This is a genomic window from Acinetobacter sp. YH12235 (genome assembly GCF_013417705.1).
In the GTDB taxonomy this organism is placed as follows: Bacteria; Pseudomonadota; Gammaproteobacteria; order Pseudomonadales; family Moraxellaceae; genus Acinetobacter.
The window spans coordinates 105,193-125,507 of record NZ_VPDL01000002.1; the positions used below are offsets into that span (position 1 = coordinate 105,193).

At 40.9% G+C, this 20,315-nt stretch carries 19 protein-coding genes and 1 other RNA gene; 9 read left to right on the forward strand and 11 right to left on the reverse strand.

Annotated features, from left to right (window positions below):
- Positions 1-16 precede the first annotated feature (16 nt).
- A complete protein-coding gene (gene nth / locus FTV13_RS01750) occupies positions 17-730 on the reverse strand; it encodes an endonuclease III (RefSeq protein WP_034703692.1) in 714 nt (237 codons plus the stop codon).
- Positions 731-734: 4 nt separating this feature from the next.
- On the reverse strand, positions 735-1,526 hold the full coding sequence (locus tag FTV13_RS01755; protein ID WP_179992088.1) for an RnfABCDGE type electron transport complex subunit B: 792 nt from the start codon (positions 1,524-1,526) through the stop codon (positions 735-737).
- A 347-nt stretch (positions 1,527-1,873) separates the two neighbouring features.
- On the opposite strand from FTV13_RS01755, the gene gdhA reads away from it, so the two are divergent.
- Positions 1,874-3,217: an NADP-specific glutamate dehydrogenase gene (gene gdhA, locus FTV13_RS01760; protein ID WP_179992087.1), complete on the forward strand. Its 1,344-nt coding sequence runs from the start codon at positions 1,874-1,876 to the stop codon at positions 3,215-3,217.
- Between the two features lie 69 nt (positions 3,218-3,286).
- Here the strand turns inward: gdhA and FTV13_RS01765 are convergent, their stop codons facing one another.
- The 3 genes from FTV13_RS01765 to rlmH form a co-directional block, all read right to left on the reverse strand.
- Positions 3,287-4,069: an META and DUF4377 domain-containing protein gene (locus FTV13_RS01765; RefSeq protein WP_179992086.1), complete on the reverse strand. Its 783-nt coding sequence runs from the start codon at positions 4,067-4,069 to the stop codon at positions 3,287-3,289.
- Positions 4,070-4,208: 139 nt separating this feature from the next.
- A complete protein-coding gene (locus FTV13_RS01770; RefSeq protein ID WP_180010782.1) occupies positions 4,209-4,985 on the reverse strand; it encodes a class III extradiol ring-cleavage dioxygenase in 777 nt (258 codons plus the stop codon).
- Positions 4,986-5,091: 106 nt separating this feature from the next.
- Complete coding sequence (gene rlmH / locus FTV13_RS01775) at positions 5,092-5,574, reverse strand: 23S rRNA (pseudouridine(1915)-N(3))-methyltransferase RlmH (protein ID WP_179992085.1); 483 nt, start codon at positions 5,572-5,574, stop codon at positions 5,092-5,094.
- A gap of 155 nt (positions 5,575-5,729) precedes the next feature.
- Here rlmH and FTV13_RS01780 point away from each other — a divergent pair, with 155 nt between their 5' ends.
- On the forward strand, positions 5,730-6,689 hold the full coding sequence (locus tag FTV13_RS01780; RefSeq protein ID WP_179992084.1) for a M28 family peptidase: 960 nt from the start codon (positions 5,730-5,732) through the stop codon (positions 6,687-6,689).
- Positions 6,690-6,754: 65 nt separating this feature from the next.
- Here FTV13_RS01780 and lon read toward each other — a convergent pair whose 3' ends face one another.
- The 5 genes from lon to FTV13_RS01805 form a co-directional block, all read right to left on the reverse strand.
- Entirely contained in the window at positions 6,755-9,181 is a 2,427-nt protein-coding gene (gene lon / locus FTV13_RS01785; RefSeq protein WP_034703702.1) for an endopeptidase La, read from the reverse strand.
- 147 nt (positions 9,182-9,328) lie between these two features.
- Positions 9,329-9,910, reverse strand: coding sequence for a 5-formyltetrahydrofolate cyclo-ligase (locus FTV13_RS01790; RefSeq protein WP_180010850.1), 582 nt, complete (start codon positions 9,908-9,910; stop codon positions 9,329-9,331).
- A gap of 288 nt (positions 9,911-10,198) precedes the next feature.
- Positions 10,199-10,383, reverse strand: a non-coding RNA gene (gene ssrS, locus FTV13_RS01795) — 6S RNA.
- 97 nt (positions 10,384-10,480) lie between these two features.
- Positions 10,481-10,768 (reverse strand): cell division protein ZapA, encoded by a 288-nt coding sequence (locus FTV13_RS01800; RefSeq protein ID WP_180010784.1) that lies wholly within the window; start codon positions 10,766-10,768, stop codon positions 10,481-10,483.
- A complete protein-coding gene (locus FTV13_RS01805) occupies positions 10,765-11,322 on the reverse strand; it encodes a hypothetical protein (RefSeq protein WP_004782884.1) in 558 nt (185 codons plus the stop codon). Before FTV13_RS01805 ends, FTV13_RS01800 begins: the two co-directional genes overlap by 4 nt.
- A 65-nt stretch (positions 11,323-11,387) precedes the next feature.
- Between FTV13_RS01805 and FTV13_RS01810 the strand changes: the two genes are divergently transcribed.
- The 3 genes from FTV13_RS01810 to FTV13_RS01820 all read left to right on the forward strand — a co-directional run bounded on the left by FTV13_RS01810 (position 11,388) and on the right by FTV13_RS01820 (position 14,138).
- Positions 11,388-12,020 carry a UPF0149 family protein gene (locus FTV13_RS01810; protein WP_034170482.1) on the forward strand — a complete coding sequence of 211 codons (633 nt, stop codon included), beginning with the start codon at positions 11,388-11,390 and terminating at the stop codon, positions 12,018-12,020.
- A 150-nt stretch (positions 12,021-12,170) separates the two neighbouring features.
- Positions 12,171-13,505 carry a Xaa-Pro aminopeptidase gene (gene pepP / locus FTV13_RS01815; RefSeq protein ID WP_180010786.1) on the forward strand — a complete coding sequence of 445 codons (1,335 nt, stop codon included), beginning with the start codon at positions 12,171-12,173 and terminating at the stop codon, positions 13,503-13,505.
- Positions 13,506-13,898: 393 nt separating this feature from the next.
- The gene (locus FTV13_RS01820) at positions 13,899-14,138 is read left to right on the forward strand and encodes a DUF378 domain-containing protein (RefSeq protein WP_034703714.1); all 240 of its coding nucleotides are present in this window, start codon (positions 13,899-13,901) and stop codon (positions 14,136-14,138) included.
- 190 nt (positions 14,139-14,328) lie between these two features.
- Here FTV13_RS01820 and FTV13_RS01825 read toward each other — a convergent pair whose 3' ends face one another.
- Entirely contained in the window at positions 14,329-15,372 is a 1,044-nt protein-coding gene (locus tag FTV13_RS01825) for an acyltransferase (protein WP_257218392.1), read from the reverse strand.
- A gap of 1,200 nt (positions 15,373-16,572) precedes the next feature.
- Here FTV13_RS01825 and FTV13_RS01830 point away from each other — a divergent pair.
- The 4 genes from FTV13_RS01830 to FTV13_RS01845 all read left to right on the forward strand — a co-directional run bounded on the left by FTV13_RS01830 (position 16,573) and on the right by FTV13_RS01845 (position 20,302).
- Complete coding sequence (locus FTV13_RS01830) at positions 16,573-17,013, forward strand: BLUF domain-containing protein (RefSeq protein ID WP_004782875.1); 441 nt, start codon at positions 16,573-16,575, stop codon at positions 17,011-17,013.
- Between the two features lie 410 nt (positions 17,014-17,423).
- Positions 17,424-18,632 carry a 2-octaprenyl-6-methoxyphenyl hydroxylase gene (gene ubiH, locus FTV13_RS01835; protein WP_034703738.1) on the forward strand — a complete coding sequence of 403 codons (1,209 nt, stop codon included), beginning with the start codon at positions 17,424-17,426 and terminating at the stop codon, positions 18,630-18,632.
- Positions 18,629-19,876 carry an FAD-dependent monooxygenase gene (locus FTV13_RS01840; protein WP_179992080.1) on the forward strand — a complete coding sequence of 416 codons (1,248 nt, stop codon included), beginning with the start codon at positions 18,629-18,631 and terminating at the stop codon, positions 19,874-19,876. Before ubiH ends, FTV13_RS01840 begins: the two co-directional genes overlap by 4 nt.
- Positions 19,877-20,050: 174 nt before the next feature.
- Positions 20,051-20,302 carry a hypothetical protein gene (locus tag FTV13_RS01845; protein ID WP_004782870.1) on the forward strand — a complete coding sequence of 84 codons (252 nt, stop codon included), beginning with the start codon at positions 20,051-20,053 and terminating at the stop codon, positions 20,300-20,302.
- The last annotated feature ends 13 nt before the right edge of the window (positions 20,303-20,315 follow it).

Below are 20,315 nucleotides of genomic sequence, written 5' to 3' on the forward strand. Positions count from 1 at the left end.
AATTAAAAAGCTGAACCTAGCGTTCAGCTTCAATATTTTTCACCGGAATTGCGCGACCTGCGCCAAATTCAAAACGGTCGGGCCAATTGCAGACATCGGCGACCACACATTCATGACACTTCGGTTTACGTGCGATGCAGCAATAGCGGCCATGTAAAATCAGCCAGTGATGTGAATCAATAATAAATTCTTTTGGAATCACTTTGACCAGACGATGCTCGACCTCAAGCACGTTTTTACCCACCGCCAACCCGGTACGGTTACCAACACGAAAGATATGCGTATCCACAGCCATGGTCGGTTGGCCAAAGGCGGTATTTAGCACCACATTCGCTGTTTTGCGTCCTACACCCGGTAAAGCTTCCAGATCTGCACGATTGTCCGGTACTACGCTGTTATGCTTCTTGATGAGCATTTCACAGGCTTTAATGACGTTCACAGCTTTGGAGTTATACAGGCCAATCGTTTTGATATATTCCTTCAGCCCATCCACGCCGAGTGCATAAATCGCTTCCGGTGTATTGGCGACCGGAAACAGTTTATCGGTGGCTTTATTGACGCTCACATCCGTAGCTTGGGCAGACAGGGTCACTGCAACCAGTAATTCAAATGGACTGGAATAATTCAATTCAGTTTTTGGATTCGGACGCTGCTCACGCAGGCGCTCAAAGAAAGTCTGAATCTGTTTTTTAGTCATGTTTTTTACAGGCTTGGCTGTTACTGTAGTCATGATCTTATCCCTGTAAAGCCTGTAATTGCTGCATCAGTTCTTCAAGTTGCAGACGTTTGCGTGCATCCTCACGGACCGAAAGCTGTTTTTCTAACTTTTTGATTTGTGTACGTAATTTTGCAAGTTCAATCGTGGTTTTGGCATCAAGTGTAACCACTTCATCTGCTGGTTTTTTCACGATTTCAATGGCTGGAACCTGATCGACCTGAGCAGAGAACTGGGCAAATAGGGTAGTATTAATCTCGGCACGAACGACAGGTCCCTTACGGTCGATGCGACGTTTTTCTTCGCGTTGAATATGCGCGTAGTAACGTTTGCGCAAGTCATCCTGTTCAGCAATACGCTGAGTTTCGTTTGGCAAAGGCTGAAGGTCTTCGACCAGATCAATACAGTCTACCGGGCAAGGCGAAATGCAGAGTTCACAGCCGGTACACAAGTCAGTGAGCACAGTATGCATTAATTTACCTGAGCCAATAATCGCATCGACCGGACAGGCACTGATGCATTTGGTACAACCAATACATTCATCTTCACGAATGATGGCTTTCATGCGCTGAGGACGACCATCCGTCTGAATGGGCCAGACACTTTCTTCAGCGGGCAGTTTAGAACGATTTAACAATGTTGCCAGAGCATCAGCGACGGGCTGTCCACCCGGTACACATTTATTGGCATCTTCGCCCTCAGCAATGGATTGAGCATAGGGCAAGCAGCCATCACGATGACCACATAAACCGCACTGGGTTTGGGGCAATAAAGCATCAATAGACTGGACTAGAGAGATCTGCGAATTCATGAATAACCTAGGCTGCTCGGGCTGAGCCTTAGAGTGAATGAAACAAAATATGTCAATTTAACAATTTTAACATGTTTTTAAGGAACTAAGTTATGCACGATTAAAGGTCACTTTGTGCATTATTATCAGGCATAAATTAACAATTAAGCATTGATTCAATTGGCATTTAAGCACACAGAAAAAATATTCATAATCAATATAAATAATTGTTATCAAATTAAATTTAAACTATTTTTCAAAAAAGTATTGTAGATTAGTTACAAAAGATATTTAATATTTTGCGCCAAAATTTAACATTGATTGTAAATTTGACCAATTTTGATCCATTTTCTGCTGAGGATTAAGCGTTGAAATACAACACACTTAATGAGTTCCTAGATTACGTAAAATCACGTGATGCACATCAACCCGAATTTCTTCAAGCTGTAGAAGAAGTGATGACCAGTTTGTGGCCATTCATTGAAAAGAATCCACAATACGCAGCACATGGTTTACTAGAACGTCTAGTTGAACCTGAGCGTGCGATCCAGTTCCGTGTTGCTTGGGTAGATGACCAAGGTCAAACACAGGTTAACCGTGCGTTCCGCGTACAGTACAACTCAGCGATTGGTCCATTCAAAGGTGGTATGCGTTTCCACCCGTCAGTGAACCTTTCTATTTTGAAATTCCTCGGTTTCGAGCAAACTTTCAAAAATGCCCTGACTACATTGCCTATGGGTGGTGGTAAAGGCGGTTCTGATTTTGACCCTAAAGGCAAATCAGAAGGCGAAATCATGCGTTTCTGCCAAGCGTTAATCATCGAGCTTTATCGTCATCTTGGTTCTAATACAGATATCCCAGCGGGTGATATCGGTGTGGGTGGCCGTGAAGTTGGTTACATGGCTGGTATGATGAAAAAACTCAGCAATGACACTTCATGTGTATTCACTGGTAAAGGCCTGACTTTCGGTGGTTCTCTGGCTCGTCCAGAAGCAACTGGTTACGGTACAGTGTATTTCGCTGAAGAGATGCTGAAAACTCGTGGCGAAAGCTTCAAAGATAAAGTGGTAACAATCTCTGGTTCTGGTAACGTTGCCCAGTACGCTGCTGAAAAAGCAATGTTCCTGGGTGCTAAAGTTGTTTCTCTATCTGACTCTGCGGGTACTGTTCACGTTAAAGACGGTTTCACTGAAGAGCTTCTTGCTGAAGTGATGGAACTGAAAAACATTAAACGTGGCCGTATCTCTGAATTTGCATCTAAACACGGTTTTGAATACCTTGAAGGTCAACGTCCTTGGGGTATCAAATGTGATATCGCGCTTCCATGTGCGACTCAAAACGAACTTGATGCGAATGATGCAGCAGCGCTTCTTGCAAACGGCGTAATTTGTGTTGCTGAAGGCGCGAACATGCCTTCTACACTTGAAGCAGTTGAGAAATTCGTTGAAGCGAAAATCCTTTATGCTCCAGGTAAAGCATCTAACGCCGGTGGTGTAGCAACTTCTGGTCTTGAAATGTCTCAAAACGCATTGCGTTTAGGCTGGACTTTCGAAGAAGTTGACGAACGTCTGCATGCGATCATGAAAGAAATTCACCGCAACTGTGTGAAATACGGTACTAAAGAAGACGGTATTGTAAACTATGTAGACGGCGCAAACATCGCTGGCTTCGTAAAAGTTGCTGATGCAATGCTTTCTCAAGGCGTATTCTAAGTCTGACTTAGTTTAAGCTTAAAAAAACCGAGGTGAATGCCTCGGTTTTTTTATGTTCAGATTTTATCTTTAAAGAGTGCCTTTGACTGTTTCACGCTCTACAGCCATGTCGAATATATAGGCATATTTAGACTGGTCAGCTGCCGGATTTTTGATTTCATAACGTTTTACCCGAATAATCTGACGCTCATTCGGTGTATGCTGAAAACCTTCAATCTGATCGTAAAATAAAGTCCAGTCTTTATCTACTTGAGTCTTTAAACCTTTTTCATCATATTTGATTTCTTTCACCTGTAAGCAGGTTTGCTGAGCTACACCCGTACAGGCTTTAGTCTGTGGCGAAACTTCCAGGAAAATGGTTTCTGCCTGACCTTGGTATTTGGTTTCCGGTGTCATTTTTCCGGTAAAGACATATTTTTGACCATCAGCTGTAGTAATACTCAGTTTTGGCTGATTGGCATCACTTAGATCCAGACTAAACGGAATATCACGCTTTTGCAGAAGCTGGCTGATAAAACGTTCCTGTTCCATTAATGGTGCATCACACGCCATCATGGTACCCATCATGTCACCAGTACTCAGGGTATTATCTTTAACAGTCCAGCTCGTGCCAAGGCCATTACAGCCAGAAGCTACACTCAGTCTGCCTTGCTGATCAAAGCTCAGAACAATCGGGCGTTGCAGCCCACGATCAAATTCCCAAGTATAAGCGGGTAAAATTTGTGTAGGCGTTTTTAATGTGGTGGATAGAGTAGAAATAGCTGTATCTCCTGAAGCGGCAGGAAGATGAGAAGATTGACATGCAGTTAAAGCCAAAGGGAATAGGGCAAGCGCAAAAATACTGAATTTCATTGGTTTATATTCTATGTGCTAAAGTTTCAACGTGATTATAATCAAGAGATTAACAAAAAATATGGATACAAAACGTAGCTTTTGCTAACAAAATGTATCCAAATTAAAAAGTCGGATGTTAAATGGTTGAAGTTTACTGTCAGTCAAAACGGTAAATATCCATTCCCAAAGCGCCCATCGTAAAACTGCTATGCACGATACTGAAACGGTTGCCGGTGCCCATGGCAAAGAATAGCGGCGCAAAGTGTTCCAGCGTTGGATGGTTGCGTTTCAGTTGAGGAATGGATTGCCAGTCCAGCACAGCATCAAAATCGCTATGGGTTAATTTATTGGCCACATAGTTGCGGAAGGTCGATGCCCATTCCGGAACTTCATCGCTATTTCCCTGCCAGGACAATTCACGCAAATTATGGGTAATACTGCCTGACCCGATCAGAAAAACCTGCTGCTCACGAAGTGGCGCCAACGTCTGGCCAATCTTGTAAATCTTTTCTGCACTCATCGACATTGGTAAAGAAATTTCAACCACCGGGATGTCTGCTTCTGGATACATATGTAAGAGCGGCATCCAGACGCCATGATCACGTGGACGGGTGCTGTTGGCATGTGCAGAGAACCCGGCATTGGCCAATAAGCCCAAGACTTGCTCAGCCAGCTCTGGATTGCCGGGAGCAGGGTAGCGTAACTCATATAACTCAGGTGGAAAGCCACGGAAGTCATGCCAGGTTTCAGGACGAATACCTGTATTGACTTCCAGAGCTTCACTTTCCCAATGTGCCGACATAACAATAATGGCAGTTGGACGTGGCAGATTCAGGCTTAAACGGTGCAATGCCGGGCCAACCTGCTCAGGATTGAGCGCGAGCATAGGGGAACCATGAGAAATAAATAAGCCGGGCAAAGTCTGTAAGTTCATAAGTCAAACCACATTAATTCAATGTTTTAATCATGCAATAAAAAGAGAAGCAAAGGCAGGGGGAATTGTTCAACAAAACGTTGCATAATCAGAACGCATCAACAGATCAGCCTGCACGGTGATAAGGATGATTATGGTTGATGCTCATGGCGCGATACAGTTGTTCAATCAGCATTACACGGACTAGCGGATGTGGCAAGGTGAGTTTAGACAGGGACCAATGCCAGGCTGCTGCTTTTCGGACTGCTTCAGAATGGCCATCTGGCCCACCAATCGCCAAGGCAATATCATGACCTTCCAGCATCCAGCCTTTCATGGTTTCAGCCAGTTTTTCCGTACTAAACTCACGGCCACCGACTTCTAGTGCAATCAGGACTTCATTCTGTTTTAAGGCATTTAAAATACTGTCACCTTCAATATTCCGGTATTTCATAATATCGGCTTCAGAATCGTTTTTGCCCCGTTTCGCCATGGGCAATTCAACCACCTGAGTCTGTACAAAAGGCTGGATACGTTTGAAATAGTCTTCAAAGCCTGTCAACACCCAAGCCGGCATTTTCTGGCCGATGGTCAAGATACGGATTTTCATAGAACTGGATCAATAATTAGATACTTCATTATAACGATCAAACAACACGAAGTTGAGCTAGGGAAACAAATTGAAATTGAAATCATGAATTTAATGTTGCTTTAATATCCATGATTCAAGTATCCGCTTGATAATAAAGGAATGGATAATAAGAAATGCGGACCAGTTTCATTATTAAAAGATATTGTACTTTTCTACTAATTATTCTCGGTTTAACCAGTTCAGGCATGAGCTTTGCTGCGCCTGCAAATTTTTCCTCCAAACAGGCACAGCCAGAATATCTGGAACTGTTTATCAAACAGATTATCAGTGTGGACGAATACCGGAATTTTAAAAATACCAGTGAATTAAACCGGGTCTCAGCATGGCTCAAAGAACAGATGCGTCTGCTTGGCATCCCATGTCAGTTCCAAAATTATATCGTAAATAGCCTAAGCTATAGAAATGTGGTATGTCAGCTTAATGCTAAAGCCAAAACCAAACTGGTTATTGGTGCGCATTATGATGTCTTTAGTGATCTGTATGGAGCAGATAACAATGCTTCCGGTGTAGCAGGGGTACTGGAAACAGCTCGATTATTGGCCTTACAAAAGTCAAAACTCAAACATAATATCGAGTTTGCTTTCTATACACTGGAGGAGCCACCCTATTTCAAGACTGAACATATGGGAAGCTATCTACATGCCAAAGCATTAAAGGCCCAGAAACAAAAAGTGAAAGGTGTCATTATTCTGGATTCTATTGGTTATTATGATGAAAATCTGGTGCAGACCTATCCGACAGGATTGAAATGGATCTATCCCCGACATGGAAACTTTATTGCTGCGATTGGACATTTGGCATCGGCCGGTTTGACAGGAGATTACTGTGCGTCCATGCAACGTTTCAAGCGTCTGGACTGTCAGCGTTTTGTCAGTCCGGCATTCGCTCAGGACATGAATTTTTCTGGTTATCTGAATTATGCCAAGTTTAACTATTCAACTATGCTGATTACAGACACAGCGCATTATCGTAATCCTTACTACAATACCGAGCAGGATACCTTAGATAAACTGGATCTGACCAAGATGGCTCAGGTCGTGAATGGCTTGGTCGATATGGTGATTCGTCTTTAAAATTAACCTCGCCTAAATACAAAAACACCCTGCCAGAGCAGGGTGTTTTTCAAAGCCTTTAGGTCTTAATGACGTGCAGCTTTAGCTTCTTCACTTGCTTTCACAATTGGTGGTTTCACCAGTGCTTTCGGCATATCGATCAAAGCCAGAGGTAAAATCTCATCAATCGATTTCACAGCTTTGATTTCTAAGCCTTCTTTTACATTTTCAGGAATTTCCGCAAGGTCACGAACGTTTTCCTGTGGAATGAACACCAGTTTAATGCCACCACGGTGCGCAGCAAGCAGTTTCTCTTTCAGGCCACCGATACGCATTGCACGGCCACTTAAGCTGGTTTCACCTGTCATCGCAATATCTGGACGAATCGCAATACCGGTGAATGCAGAAACTAGAGCAGTGGTCAGTGCCAAACCTGCAGATGGACCATCTTTCGGAGTCGCACCTTCTGGTAAATGCACGTGCACATCAGTTTCTTCAAAGCGAGACGCTTCGATACCTAGCTCAGCCGCACGGGTACGAACGACAGTCATGGCAGCGGTAATCGATTCTTTCATTACATCACCAAGTGAACCGGTGGTAATGAATTTACCTTTACCAGGTACTGCTGCAACTTCAATAGTCAGTAACTCACCACCCACTGAAGTCCAAGCCAAGCCATTTACACGGCCGATTTGAGCCTCTTCTTCCGCCATACCGTAGTCAAATTTGTGTGGACCTAAGTAATCTGGAAGATTACCCGCATTCACTTCAACCTGAAGATTTTTAGCTTTCTTGCTAACTGCTTCTTTCACTACCTTACGTGCAATTTTAGACACTTCACGTTCAAGGTTACGAACACCGGCTTCACGAGTATAACGACGCACGATGTCACGAATCGCTTCTTCATGCACAGTCAACTCTTTAGCACGTAAACCATTGTTCTTGATTGCTTTAGGAACAAGGTAACGGTCAGCAATGTTAACTTTCTCTTCTTCGGTATAGCCAGGCAGACGAATCACTTCCATACGGTCCAAGAGGGCTTCAGGAATATTCATGCTGTTGGCAGTACAGATGAACATCACTTCTGACAGGTCAAGGTCCAAATCAAGATAGTGATCATTGAACTTGTTGTTCTGTGATGGATCAAGTACTTCAAGCATCGCAGAAGCTGGATCACCGCGGTAGTCTTGAGCCATCTTGTCAATCTCATCGAGCAAGAACAGCGGGTTTTTCACGCCAACTTTGGTTAATGACTGCACGATCTTACCTGGCATCGCACCAATGTAGGTACGACGGTGACCACGAATTTCTGCTTCGTCACGTACACCACCTAGGGCCATACGGACAAACTCACGGCCAGTCGCTTTGGCAATCGATTCACCCAAGGAAGTTTTACCTACACCTGGAGGACCAACCAGACACAGGATTGGACCGCGTAATTTTTTCACGCGAGACTGAACCGCCAGATATTCCACAATACGGTCTTTGACATCGTCCAGACCATAGTGATCGGCATCCAGGATTTCCTGAGCTTTATTCAGGTTAATGCTAACTTTGCTGGCTTTGTTCCATGGCGTATCTAGAATGACTTCCAGATAGTTGCGAACTACCGCAGCTTCGCTAGAGGCTGGTTGCATCGCTTTGAGTTTACGGAACTCAGATTCCGCTTTCTTACGCACATGCTCAGGCAGATCAGCTTCAGCCAGACGTTTTTCGATTTCCGCAACGTCATCTTCTGCACCGCCATTCATATCGGAAAGCTCGCGCTGAATGACTTTCATTTTTTCATTCAGGAAGTATTCGCGCTGGTTTTTTTCCATCTGGCGTTTAACAGAGTCATGCAAAGTCTGTTCGATCTGCTGTTCTTCAGACTGTTGCAGTAGATAAGTCATCAACTCAGTTAAATGTGCATCGAACTCGTCATATTCCAGGAATTTCTGTTTCACTTCGATATTCAAAGGAACACGGGTCGCTACGAAGAATAACAGTTGCAACAAGTCTTCGATTTTATTCGCAGCTGCAATCAGCTCACGAGCATTACGAAGTTTTGCTTCAGCATACTGAGCGAACAGGGCACGCAGCTCCTGCAAGCGCGTAGCTTGAGTTGTTTCATCGACTGACACAGTCATTGGGCTAAGTTCATGCTCAGCAGTCAAATACTCATTTTCATCAATGATGGTTTTGAGCTTGGCACGATACAGTCCCTCAATCAGGACTTTAATACAATTTTCATCATTTTCGTGATTCACAACTTGCACAATCTTCGCGACAGTACCGTATTGATATAAGTTGTCGTGATCAATTTCTTCTGTAAGCGAATCTTTTTGCGCAACTACAAATACTAGATTGTCACTGTTACGAGCCACATCAACTGCATTGATCGATTTTTCACGACCGACAAATAGCGCAATTTGCATGTGTGGGTACACCACCACATCACGTAGCGCCAAAAGTGGTAATACACTTGGAACCTGAGGCTCTAAGGTTTCTTGATTCATAATAATTTCAGACATGGGCACTCCTAATGAGTGACAACGGTGTTGCCATGTTTTTAATAGTGATGGGTAATTTAAAAATTACAAGGGCTATAGCGACTAAATTGTATAAAAAATGACTAATTATGTGATTTTAAAGTACTTATGTATTTGGAAATACATTGTTTAACGCTTAAAACGTTGTAAAAGTGTAGGCGTAAGCAGGGCATCTAGAGGCTGGTCCCAAACTTCTCGGGTTAAAGGCTGTGGGATCAGCTGAAAGTCATGTGCTAACCCCAGACGAAAAGGACGGTGCGGTGGTGTTGCCAGCGTACGATCATAATAGCCACCACCCATACCAATTCGGGTGCCATATTGATCACAGGCTAATAGTGGCATAACTAAAAGATCTAGTTTTGAGACATGCAGACCACGTGTAGCCATGGGTTCACGCATTCCCAACCGATGATGAGCAAAACGCTGGGAACGATATTGATTCTGGCTGATTTCTACCCAAGTGAGTTGCTGGTTCATATTGCAAATATTGGGGAGATAAACCCGTTTATGGTGCTTAAAGCAGTATTCAATCAGTGCCTGAGTCCGAACCTCACCGAAAGCATCCAGATAAACCCCCACAGATTTGCTTGCATGAAATTCTGGCAAAGTCCGAATCATATTCAGGATACGTTGTTGAGTCTGTTTCTGGGTAAAACGAGAGAGTTGACGGCGCTGTTTACGTAGCTGTTTGCGAAGTTCGGAAAGATTCATCGTCGTCATAAATATGGTCTTCAGGATTTTAAGGCATTAGATTAATAAAATGCCATAACTTAAATAGAGGGTAGCAACATAACGAGTATTATAGGCATCTGTATGAATTTTTGATTAAATTTTAAAAATAATGAAACATTTATGATGAGTTAATCGATCTATGTTTAGACTAGTCAATTTTTTAAAAGACGAAAAAAGGTACGGGTATAGGACACTAAACCAGGAAAAATGCAATAAATTTAAGAATTAGAAAAGAAGATAAATGATGAAATATTTTGAGAAAAATAGAAGCACTCCGAGGATGCCGCTGCATGTCATTACCCTTGAACCCTAAAGTTCAAGGTGGACGAGACGCATACTTGCTGGGTTTCCCATACCGGATGGGCATACACTCTAAATATGCAGAACTCAATCCTAAGATTTAAATATCGGCTCAGGGGAATCTGACCCGCTGGCGAACATCTCAGAGTTAGACTAAGTATAAACGATAATGTTGATGTGGCAACTCTATGCTGTTCGTGAACTGTAAACAGTTTAGTCGAACGACCGAAGTTTAAACAAAAAACTCGATTATTCAGTTAGTTCTTCAACTTCTTGCAAAATAGTTTGTAACAAACGTTCGCAGTGTGCATATTGTTGCAGGGATTTATTCATCGTCAATACTTCCTGCATCAGTTCCAGTGCCACCATAATGATCAGTTTACTTGGTTCCATACGAGGTGCTTTACGGCGAAATTCATCGTATTTTTCATTGAGTAATTGCGCTGCACGTTGTAGTTCATCCTGCTGATCCGCAGTGGAGGCCAGACGGAAACTATGACCCAATACCTTTAAGTCGATTGCGATTTGTTCACTCATGATGAAGCTTCCTCAGTCACTTCAGTAGGATGGGCCAATTGCTGAATTTCCTGTGCATTTTGATCTTGGGCTGTTCCCAAAATCGCCAGACGTTGAATAATGGCTTCAACTTTAGCTTTGGCATTTTCATTTTTCTGGGTAAGACGTTCAGATTCCTGATTCAGCCGCTGAATTTCCTGCTGGGCATGACGCTGTTCCAGCAATAACTTTTCTTTCAGCACGCGTAACTCATTGCGTTCAGCCAGAATTTCCTGAAAACGGTTCTTTAGATCAGTACAACTTTTTTCCAGACGGCTATAACGATCTGCCAGTGCTGTAGCATCCTGGTTTAAATGCTGAAACTGGTTACGTGATTCTGTCAGTTGCTGATTGAGGTTCTGGATTTCTTGTTGTTTTTGCGCAATAAAGCTATTTTTTTGTTCAATTTGAGTTTCATGTTGCACGCTTGAAGCCTCTTGCTTCTCACGTAAACTGGTATTCTCACTTTCAAGTTGTGCAAGTCGCGTTTTTAAAACGCCAATATGCACTTGTAGACGCTGTAATTCTTCTAACATATCGAGGTCGCACAGTGTTGCAAACAAAGGTAATATATAAAGCAGTATAGAGATTGGATAAACGAATGCAAGACGATATTTCAGGTTGGTCAGAATGGTACCGCAATTTTTCTTCAATTGAAGAAATTTCTAGCCCAAGCGAACTGCATGGTTTGCTTACCGGAATTGTCTGTGTCACTCAGGCACCTTCAAGTGATGAATGGGTACAGATTCTAGAAACGCTAGATGTCCCTGAACTGAATCCTGAAGCATTAGAATTGTTAACGGGTGAGGCAGAAGACATATTTCATGCGCTGTCTGAAGATGAACTGGATTATCTGCCATTACTACCAGATGATGAGCATAGCTTGGCTGAACGCGTTCAGGCATTGGCTGACTGGTGTGCAGGCGTAGTGCTTGGTTTTGGCTTGGCCTCAGGTCATATCCGTAATGATGAAATGGAACTGATTGAACATTTACAAGATGTTGCAGCAGTCGAGTTTGAAGATTCTGATGACGATGCCGAAGGCGAAGAAAGCTATCAGGAGCTGTATGAGTTTGTTCGTCTGATTCCGGTAAGTCTGTCCGTCGGTCGTAAAAAAGTAGAGGTTGAAGAAACACCTTTATTGCAGAAATTCACGCAAAAAGCACCAGCTCCAGCTTCTGCGACTGAAGCGCAATCTGTAGTTGAAATTTTCTCGCCGAAACGTCCGAGTTAAGTTCAAGTGGTTCTAGACACAAATTAAAAAACGGTTCTGAAAACCGGCATATTTTTTGCTGATCCTTCTCATGATGATAGTAAATTAATCTGACCTGTTTTCAGGACCAAATTTTAAATAACAGTAGCAATTGATAAGAAGTAAGGTGTAATGAAGAAACTGACTCAAGCCGATTTTCAGGAACGTCGTGACATCCTCGCAGGGGAAATGGGATTACGTAGTATCGCGATTATTGCCACCAGCCCGGTTGCCCTGCGTAACCGTGATGCAGATTATAAATACCGCGCGGACAGCAGTTTCTTTTACCTGACCGGATTTGCTGAGCCTGAAGCAGTTGCAGTAATTGAAACTTTCGATACTGAAGAAGAAGGCTATACCTATAGTCTGTTCTGCCGTGAACGTGATCGTGAAATGGAAATCTGGAACGGCTACCGTGCCGGAGTAGATGGCGCCGTTGATGATTATGAAGCAGACGAAGCTTATGCGATTGATCTACTGGATGAGGAAATCCTCACCAAGCTTCAGAACAAAGACAAGCTTTTCTACCGGATTGGGCACAATGCCGAATTTGATGCACGTGTAGCCAAATGGATCGCAACAGCCAGTGGTGAAAGCCGCCGTGGTACTTCTGCACCGGCACAGATCATGCAGCTGGATCGTATCGTTGATGAAATGCGTCTGCATAAAGATGAAAATGAAATTGAACTGATGCAGCTTGCATCGGATATTTCTGCAGAAGCCCATACACTGGCTATGCAGAAAGTTCGTCCAGGCATGATGGAATATGCTTTAGAAGCAGAATTAAATTATGTCTTTGGTAAAAATGGCTGTGTACCATCGTACAACAGTATTGTTGGTGGCGGTGAAAATGCCTGTATTCTGCATTATGTAGAGAATGACAAAGAACTGAAAGATGGTGATCTGGTTCTGATTGATGCTGCCTGTGAATATCAGTTTTATGCTTCGGACATTACCCGTACTTTCCCGGTGAATGGTAAATTCAGTCCGGAACAAAAAGCTTTATATAATGTCGTACTGGATGCACAGATTGCTGCGATCAATGCTGTTCAAATCGGGAATTCTTATAAAGAGCCGCATAATGTGGCGGTTCGCATTCTGGTTCAAGGTTTACTTGATCTGGGGATTATGCAGGGGGAGATTGACGAAATTATCCAGACTGAAAGTTTCCGCCAGTTCTATATGCACGGTACAGGGCATTGGCTGGGTATGGATGTACATGATGTAGGTACTTATAAAGCTAACGGTGAATGGCGTGCATATGAAGAAGGTATGGTCGTGACCGTTGAGCCGGGTCTTTATATTGCGCGAGATGATGAAACTGTAGATGTTAAATGGCGCGGTATCGGAATCCGGATTGAAGATGATGTGGTTGCTACCAAAAATGGCCCACTAGTGCTAACTGCAAAAGTTGTGAAAACCGTGGAAGATATTGAAGCCTTAATGGCCAAAGCCCATGCTGCTTAAATGAAAGATATAAAAAAGCCGGTGATCTCACCGGCTTTTTTATATAGTAGAAAGTTAAAAATGTATTCGTGAATGATAGTAATTTTTTAATTTATTGATATTAAAATGAATATTTATAAAATTTTAAGAAAAAATGGATTAATTTCTTAGGCAAGAGGTTATCCAATAGCTAGACAGAACAAAGATACTATCGAGAAACATGCAAGACTTTTACTTACGTTAATCGCGACTTATTCAAATAAAATTAACTTTGTTAAAATTGAGAATTATAAGATGACAGGAATTCAACACAGCAATTGAGTTTTTAGCATCAAAGCAACATATTAATTCCGATTTCGTTCTCATACTTGACCTGTTCCTTAAATAAACTCAAAGAAGAGCAGGAGAAAAATGATGAGACTAAATACGCTTGACTGGATTGCTTATGCTTTAGCGATTATTGGTGGCATCAACTGGGGGCTGGTTGGTGCGTTTAACTTTGATTTAGTCGCTGCCATCTTTGGTGAAATGAGTGCACTATCTCGAATTATCTATGTATTGGTTGGTTTGTCTGCCTTGTATCTGATCTATACTGGTACAAAATTGGGTCGACGTGATGTACATCATGAGTCTCAAGCTCGAGTAGTACGTTAACTGACTAAAAGTTAATTGAAGTCATTTATATTTTTTTAATTAACTGATTTCTATAACAGATTAGTTAATCTAAAAGATATAAAGGACATTTAACAGAAACGGAGCTTAAGCTCCGTTTTCCATTTCTAAATTAGTCAACCTATATAAAATTTTAAATCGATAAAAACCGTATAAAGTGATCAAAAAATCTCTATAAGTTTTTTCTATCGACCGGATAAAAATACCTAAAGAAGTTAAATGGTTCTTTGCCTAATTTAATTAACCTTTTTTCTAAAACTAGATACGTAATAGAGCCTGCCAAGATCGAAGAGGTAATAAGTATAGAGCTAAATAGGTAAGGGTTTAATATATTGAGTTTGTTTAAAACCATAGCAACTGGGCTTAAAGTAAAAGGATGAATCAAATATAAAGAGTAAGATGAATCTCCAAGATGATTAAAGAATCTTAAAATTAGTGATTTAGTTTCTGTGATTAAGTCTTCTAAAGCTACGCATCCAACAAAAATGAAAAACATTGGGATCCCGATTTTTAATGATCTCAAGGTGATGAAATCAGGTAGTTTATAAAAGTTTTGATAGACTAATAGGGAAGCACCGACAAGAATCATAAATATAGACATTAATCGGGAAAGACTAGTATTTTTTATAATGATAAATGCCAGAACGCCTAAAGCGAATTCAAGCAAAAGATTATGGGTTAAAAACATCAGAAATTCAGATTTTGGTTGGAGTATTAAACCTATAGCCACAACAACTGAAAAATATAGAATGATAAAAAGATATTTATATAAGTCTTTTAATAAAAAGATTAGGAAAAAAGAAAATATAAAATAATAATAAAATTCGTAGCTTAAAGTCCATCCATTATTAATTAAAAATTTACTGCCATTCGGAATTAAAAAGAAAGATTCGAAAATTCCTGTTTCACCACCGGATGAATTTATAAGATTTGGAGAAATCAGAAATACAATTAAAGCAAAAAAACTGAGAACCCAATAAAGAGGAATGATTCGGATGAATCGGTTTCTCATGAAATTTAGAAAATTAACTTTTTTATTATATGTTGTATAACACATAATAAAGCCAGATATTATGAAAAATAAATCAACGCCAGAACCACCTATGTGATACCACTGAAGTGTATCAACACTGTATTGTTGTCCTTTAAAGGAGGTATGACTTATAACTACCATTAAGGCAGCAATCCCCCTAAGAAATTGCACTGAATAAAGCATAGTTATTATTTTATTAAAGTATTTAATTTAAACTACCATACTCAATGTTTGTTTAACAAATATACCTAGTGAAAGACCGTGAATATTACTAATTATTTAATCTAAAATCATTACGGTTGGTTTTATATAAAAGTAGCCGTATTTTACGGGAACTCAAATATTCACTAGAGTTTAGAAACTGGTAAAAAATGAATTTTTTATTAATTATTATTATTTATTAACCGGCTTAAAATATGTTTCAAAATTTTAATAAAAAGTAAAAGTATTCAGCTTAATAAAAGAAATTCCAGAAACCATTGATGAATTAATTCAAAGATCACGTATACATTATTAACTTCACACCAAAATTTGGGAATTTTCTATAAGTAGATGAAAGATATAGGTAGTAGTGATTGCTAAGATTTCTGTTTAGAAACTTCAGTATCATCTTCAAATTTTTAATCATTAAATAATAAAAAACCCCGGCATCCTGCCGGGGTTTTTCGTATTGGTTAGCTTGGTATAACTCCTGTCGTACCTTACTGTCCTTGTGCTTATCTATTGTTATTCTTATGTGGAACTCCTTGTTCCTGATGTAATCATCATATGAAAATTCATTTAACTAAAATAGGGGTAAAGGACTTGAATAGCTGTAAGTCAAAGAGTACAAGATTGATTATTAAATAAGCATGTTTTTGTATCATTTAGAAATTAAAAACAATTACCTTTTAAAAATATTATAAGAAGAGAGGTGTAAGAAAGTACATACTTAATAAGTTGCTTGAGCTCGACTTAGACTGTCGTTTCTAAATTAAACATCGCGACTTTAATCCGTTCCTTCATCTTTGCTATCGTATTCGTAGCACTTGCACTATTGATTGAGAACAAATCGCTGATTTACATTTTTGCTGGCTTGCTGATGTTCTGGCAAAGATAACTGGTGCTCAAATTACATGAGCATTTAGAAAGTAAAAAACTGATACTTGATGGCAGATCTCAAATAGCAAAATTTTGAAGCTTTTTAATATAGAAATATTTGGAAAATGCGTGTTAAAAGCAAGTAGCTGAATTTATATAAAAATTTATTTTATTTTTCAAGTTATTTTACTATTCGATAAATTATTTTGTATCTGATCATAGAAAATTTTTATAAAATCAGTTATATATATTAAACAGAAAAATATTGAGTAATGTACATAATCTAAAATATTGAGGTAGACAATGAGCGACGCAAGACTTTTATATGTTAGTAAGTTGTATGATTGCGAAGATCCAATGAATGATCTATTCAATATTCTGACAGAAGCGTTGAATTTCAATTCACGTAATGCGATTTTTGGGGCTCTGTATTATGGAAATGGTTACTTTGTTCAATGTCTGGAAGGAGATAGGAACAAGATTGAAGATCTGTTCTATAAAAAAATCTTGAAAGATCCTCGACATAAAAATTGTGAAGTTCTGTATTTTGAAGATGTGAATGACCGTCTCTTCTCAGACTGGCATATGAAATATGCCAATATCCATCAGGATATTCTTGGATTCTTTGCCGAACATAATCTGGATGAATTCAATCCTTATACCTTGAATGCCGAGACCATTCCTCAATTTATACAGATATTGGCAAGTTTGAATGACCATGCCTATACATTGAAAGCAAGTTAATCCTTACATCATCATGCGATATAAGCTAAAGCTACGTATCGCATGATTTTTTAAAATGAGTATTTACTTTAAATAAGTTAAATAAAAAATATTATATAAATTCAAAAACATAAATATTGTTAATTCAAAAAATTATATCCAGATCCCATCTTCATCATTTCATACCAAGCCAAGCTTTTAAACCTAACAATCAGTGCCAAAATTCTTCTGCTTTTTATCAGGCAGATGATACTTCTGTATTTTGAAAAATTTAAGTAGGACGTTGAGGTGAGCTATAAATTAACCACAAGCAGACTTCGCTTCGAAACCGCAACCTAATTTATTATAAAAAAGAAATTTTTTAGGCTAATATAAAATTCATCATGATTATAAGTATCTATATATAGGTACGCCATTGAAAGGATTACAGCATGCAACAAGAAGTCATCATTGTCGGTGGTGGTATGGTCGGCTTGAGTCTCGCGCTGATGTTGGCCAAAACCAATATTGCAGTCAAACTTTTGGAAGCGATCAAATATCCAGATTATGATGATGTAAACCTTGCACCCTATCATTCCAGCTTTGATGCACGTAATAGTGCCTTGTCACGCCGTAGTGTACAGATTTATCAGGAACTTGGGCTTTGGGATGCCTTGCAGGAACATGCAACGCCGATTCTTGAAGTGAATATCACTGAGCAGGGCAGTTTTGGTAAGGCGCGCTTAATTGCAGAACAGGAAAAAGTCGAAAGCTTTGGCCAAGTGATTGAAAATGCCTGGCTAGGTCGTGTGCTATTAACTCAAGTCAAAAAAGAACCACTCATTGAACTGATTGATGGGGTTCAGGTCAGCTCTCTGACTCAAGATGCTGAGTTTGCTTATCTTGAAGCACAACGTGGTGATGCTTTATTGAAACTTCAATCCAAAGTGGTGATTGCTGCTGATGGGCGTGATTCTTTCTGTCGTAAAGCGCTCGGTATTGGGGCTTCAGAACATGACTATGATCAGGTCGCCATTGTCACTACCGTTCAAACTTCTAAGCCACATAATCATGTTGGCTTTGAACGGTTTAGCCACTTAGGCCCATTAGCCTTATTACCACTTCCAGGTGAATATCGTCGTTCTGTAGTCTGGCCTGTGAAAAAAGGAACGGAAGGAGAATGGCTGGGTGAAGAAAATGACCAGCATTTCCTGAACGCCTTACAAGAAACCTATGGCGATCGTGCCGGTAAATTCCAGAAAACAGGTAAGCGCTTCAGTTTTCCATTGTCCCAAGTATTAGCAGAAAAACAGGCTGTAGGCCGCGTGGTCTTGATGGGTAATGCTGCACATACAATTCATCCAGTAGCGGGTCAGGGTTTTAACCTGTGTATGCGAGATGCGCATGTATTGGTGCGCTACCTGAAAGAACAGCAGTCACAAGGTGCAGACTTAGGTGATGCAGCAGTATTACAGGATTATGAAAAATCCCGTTTGAATGACCAGCAAAGAGTGATTAAGTTCTGTGATTCAGTCGTACGTGGATTTAGTAACCAGAATCCATTCTTGAAACTGATCCGTAATACCGGACTGATTGCTTTTGATACCATTCCTGGTATCAAGCCACTAGTCGCTAACTATGCCATGGGGTTAAAAGCATGAGTCTGAATCCAAGTTCTGATGTATTAGATGTCGTGATTGTTGGTGGCGGTCTGGTAGGCGGTCTAACGGCTTTATTACTCGCTCAAGGTGGTGTGCAAGCGACTGTTCTGGATGCTGCGCCTATTCTGGATGCAGACAAAACTTTAAGCGTAGCCAATCCGCGGGTTTTGGCTCTAAGTCAGGCGACTATTCATTTATTAAAAACCGTAGGTGTGTGGGAAAAACTTGCACGCCAGCAGCCATATACTGGAATGCAGGTCTGGAATAAAAATGGCTATGGTGAAATTAACTTTGGTCATTCTTCAGAAAGAACACCTTCTGTAGAGCAGGCGCTAGGCTCAATGGTGGAACCGAGTATTCTGAATCTGGCCATCCAGCAAAAGATGCTTGAAGAGGTGCAAGATTACCGCACACAGGTCAAAGTTAACCGGGTTGAACGTGGAGTAGATGTTTGGATCATTCATCTGGCAGATGGCACCCAGCTCAAAACTAAGTTGGTCATTGGCGCAGATGGCGCGAACTCCTTTGTGCGCGAGCAAGCCTTTATCGATATCGATGTACTGGACTATAAACAGGCCGGAATCAGCTGCGCAATTAGAACAGCCCAGCCACATCAGCATGTGGCCCGTCAGATTTTTCTGGAAACTGGTCCTTTGGCTTATCTGCCAATGGCGAGTCTTAAAGAAGAAGAGCAAGGCCACTGGCAATCCATAGTCTGGACATTACCTGATGATTATGCCGATGAGTATGCAGCGCTATCAGATGCTGACTTCACTCAACTATTGACCCGTGAAAGCTATCATATGCTGGGTGAAGTGCTGGAAGCGACAGCACGAGCTAAATTCCCACTCAAAGCTCGTGCTGCACAGCAGTATGTACAAGATGGCTTGGCGCTGATTGGTGACGCTGCGCATGTGATTCATCCGCTCGCTGGACAAGGGGTTAATATCGGCTGTCTGGATGCTGCCGTACTCTGTGACGTGTTGCTGCATGACAAAGCGCGTGGAGTGTGGGCCCATGAACAGACCTTGAAACGTTATGAGCATCGCCGTAAAGGCCAGAATGATGCGATGATGCATAGCATGTCGGCGATTGGCTGGGTGGAAACTACAGAGCTTTTCCCAGTGGTGTGGGCACGTAATTTCGGGCTGAAACAGGTCGAGCAACAGACAGTCCTGAAAGATGCATTTATGGCTCAGGCGAATGGTTTAAGCTTACTCAAAGATACACGTTATTCAGCCTAGCGGCCGAATGTAAATTTTTTAAACAAACATCTATAAAGAGTAACCATTTTGTTTAAAAAAGATACGATTTTTTGAAAATTAGGGCTAGGCGAAGACCAAAGAGATTGCTAAATTTCAGTTAATTTAAAGCTTGGTTTAATAGATAAAAGCGAAGCCATTTGTGGGGAGAGCAAAATGACAGACGTAAATGATTATGATGATGTAGAAGATCCTGTAATCGACGACGATGAAGCAAAAGCAGCAGAAAAAGGTGCTGCAAGTAGCGAAGAAGTTGTGAATGATACAGATGTATTAGAAGCTGAAACTTTAACTGTAACTGCTAAGCAGAAAAAACGTCAGGCACTTGAAGATGAAATTGCGGCTTTCCTGGCAAGCGGTGGCCGTATTACTGAAGTTCCAGCTGATGAATCCGTTGCAAGAGAATAATTGCACTTGATAT

What these genes read in the sequence shown, in the direction of transcription:
- nth (WP_034703692.1), bottom strand. Translation starts at nt 730, where the DNA reads ATGACTACAGTAACAGCCAAGCCTGTAAAAAACATGACTAAAAAACAG.
- FTV13_RS01755 (WP_179992088.1), bottom strand. Translation starts at nt 1,526, where the DNA reads ATGAATTCGCAGATCTCTCTAGTCCAGTCTATTGATGCTTTATTGCCC.
- FTV13_RS01765 (WP_179992086.1), bottom strand. Translation starts at nt 4,069, where the DNA reads ATGAAATTCAGTATTTTTGCGCTTGCCCTATTCCCTTTGGCTTTAACT.
- FTV13_RS01770 (WP_180010782.1), bottom strand. Translation starts at nt 4,985, where the DNA reads ATGAACTTACAGACTTTGCCCGGCTTATTTATTTCTCATGGTTCCCCT.
- rlmH (WP_179992085.1), bottom strand. Translation starts at nt 5,574, where the DNA reads ATGAAAATCCGTATCTTGACCATCGGCCAGAAAATGCCGGCTTGGGTG.
- FTV13_RS01780 (WP_179992084.1), top strand. Translation starts at nt 5,730, where the DNA reads ATGCGGACCAGTTTCATTATTAAAAGATATTGTACTTTTCTACTAATT.
- lon (WP_034703702.1), bottom strand. Translation starts at nt 9,181, where the DNA reads ATGTCTGAAATTATTATGAATCAAGAAACCTTAGAGCCTCAGGTTCCA.
- FTV13_RS01790 (WP_180010850.1), bottom strand. Translation starts at nt 9,910, where the DNA reads ATGAATCTTTCCGAACTTCGCAAACAGCTACGTAAACAGCGCCGTCAA.
- FTV13_RS01800 (WP_180010784.1), bottom strand. Translation starts at nt 10,768, where the DNA reads ATGAGTGAACAAATCGCAATCGACTTAAAGGTATTGGGTCATAGTTTC.
- FTV13_RS01805 (WP_004782884.1), bottom strand. Translation starts at nt 11,322, where the DNA reads ATGTTAGAAGAATTACAGCGTCTACAAGTGCATATTGGCGTTTTAAAA.
- FTV13_RS01810 (WP_034170482.1), top strand. Translation starts at nt 11,388, where the DNA reads ATGCAAGACGATATTTCAGGTTGGTCAGAATGGTACCGCAATTTTTCT.
- pepP (WP_180010786.1), top strand. Translation starts at nt 12,171, where the DNA reads ATGAAGAAACTGACTCAAGCCGATTTTCAGGAACGTCGTGACATCCTC.
- FTV13_RS01820 (WP_034703714.1), top strand. Translation starts at nt 13,899, where the DNA reads ATGAGACTAAATACGCTTGACTGGATTGCTTATGCTTTAGCGATTATT.
- FTV13_RS01825 (WP_257218392.1), bottom strand. Translation starts at nt 15,372, where the DNA reads ATGCTTTATTCAGTGCAATTTCTTAGGGGGATTGCTGCCTTAATGGTA.
- FTV13_RS01830 (WP_004782875.1), top strand. Translation starts at nt 16,573, where the DNA reads ATGAGCGACGCAAGACTTTTATATGTTAGTAAGTTGTATGATTGCGAA.
- ubiH (WP_034703738.1), top strand. Translation starts at nt 17,424, where the DNA reads ATGCAACAAGAAGTCATCATTGTCGGTGGTGGTATGGTCGGCTTGAGT.
- FTV13_RS01840 (WP_179992080.1), top strand. Translation starts at nt 18,629, where the DNA reads ATGAGTCTGAATCCAAGTTCTGATGTATTAGATGTCGTGATTGTTGGT.
- FTV13_RS01845 (WP_004782870.1), top strand. Translation starts at nt 20,051, where the DNA reads ATGACAGACGTAAATGATTATGATGATGTAGAAGATCCTGTAATCGAC.